The organism is Marinagarivorans algicola (assembly GCF_001292705.1).
Lineage (GTDB): Bacteria > Pseudomonadota > Gammaproteobacteria > Pseudomonadales > Cellvibrionaceae > Marinagarivorans > Marinagarivorans algicola.
In genome coordinates, this window is the sequence record NZ_LGAK01000107.1 from 1 (window position 1) to 1,181 (window position 1,181).

Annotated in this window: 2 protein-coding genes; both read right to left on the reverse strand. The window is 41.1% G+C overall.

Features of this window, described 5'->3' with window-relative positions:
• Positions 1–247: 247 nt before the first annotated feature.
• Positions 248–586, reverse strand: coding sequence for a DUF6984 family protein (locus tag AC438_RS16385; protein ID WP_082354231.1), 339 nt, complete (start codon positions 584–586; stop codon positions 248–250).
• On the reverse strand, positions 573–1,037 hold the full coding sequence (locus tag AC438_RS16390; protein WP_156317138.1) for a hypothetical protein: 465 nt from the start codon (positions 1,035–1,037) through the stop codon (positions 573–575). The genes AC438_RS16385 and AC438_RS16390 overlap by 14 nt, the downstream gene beginning before the upstream one ends.
• Positions 1,038–1,181: the final 144 nt, after the last annotated feature.

Below are 1,181 nucleotides of genomic sequence, written 5' to 3' on the forward strand. Positions count from 1 at the left end.
AACACAGGTAAAGGCCCAAGCGCGCCGCCTAAATAACCACCCGCAATAAGCCCTTCCCGCATTACCCACCATCACTCCTGCTCAACTACATAACCTTACGTTATAAGGTTGGGTTCTTGATGCTTTTTATTGCATTAACACCTTGTTAGCGATTGTGTTGGCGTGGCGATACGAGAGTCGATAAAACTTAGTGTCATTTTCTTTTTGGCATGCCTGTCTAAGTAGATATTTTCCGATTATGTCTTTGTTATTCGAAAGAATCTGGGATCTGAATTAAAGGCTCGTCGCCTTGTTTCCACATATCCAACTCAAACAAGCAGCCCTCCTCATCAAGGTATATGGTAGCGATAACCTTGACACCATCTTCATCGTTAAAATGGCAGTCCCCTAATTCGGAGCCGAATACTCGCCCATCAAATTCGGAAAGAAGACCTTTAGGGTAAAGCTTTAAACTACCCATTCCACCATCATCCATAGAAGAGACAAGAAAACTCTCACACTCAGAAATTAAACTAGAAGAATTGAACTTTTCTAGTAGATAATTGATAAGTTTATTTTCATCTTTGGTTGGTTTACGGGGCACCATGAATACGACCTATATTGAATTTACCTTCAGATAACCTAAATGCTGAATATTGAACTCTTTGACCAGCTACATCAATTACTTGATTAAGCGGTTTCCCATTTTGAACCAATGAGTGGACCATTGAAAAATGTTTTGCAACAGACTGCTGAACTACCTCACGACTTAACCCTAATGCATCTGTATGCCTAAAAGTATGCTGGATTTTATTTGCGTTTTCTCCAAAAGTAATACTGACATTAGCCTTTCGGAGAAAAACAAATGCCATAGCCAGCTTCAAGCCTCCAATAACCTGCCCTTCTACAGGTATATCCTCCGCTAAACGCCATAACTCCTTACCAGCGCCAGATAACTTATCACCTGCTGTTTTTGGCGGAGACATTGGCCCAGCATAATTGGATAAATCAAAATCACTATTCCCCTCTTGTGCACAAAGCCCCATAGGGTCAACCAAGCTTACAGGGTTTCCGCCCACATATGTATAAGTATTTTAACCACCACTTAATCCAATAGAATCGCTCTGCAAATAACGGCCAGTACTCGCATCATAATAACGATACCAGTTATACCATAATTGTAATACAAGGACACTCACCCC

Bases quoted from the DNA above. Each gene is read 5' to 3' on its own strand.
- AC438_RS16385 (WP_082354231.1), bottom strand. From the start codon at position 586: ATGGTGCCCCGTAAACCAACCAAAGATGAAAATAAACTTATCAATTAT.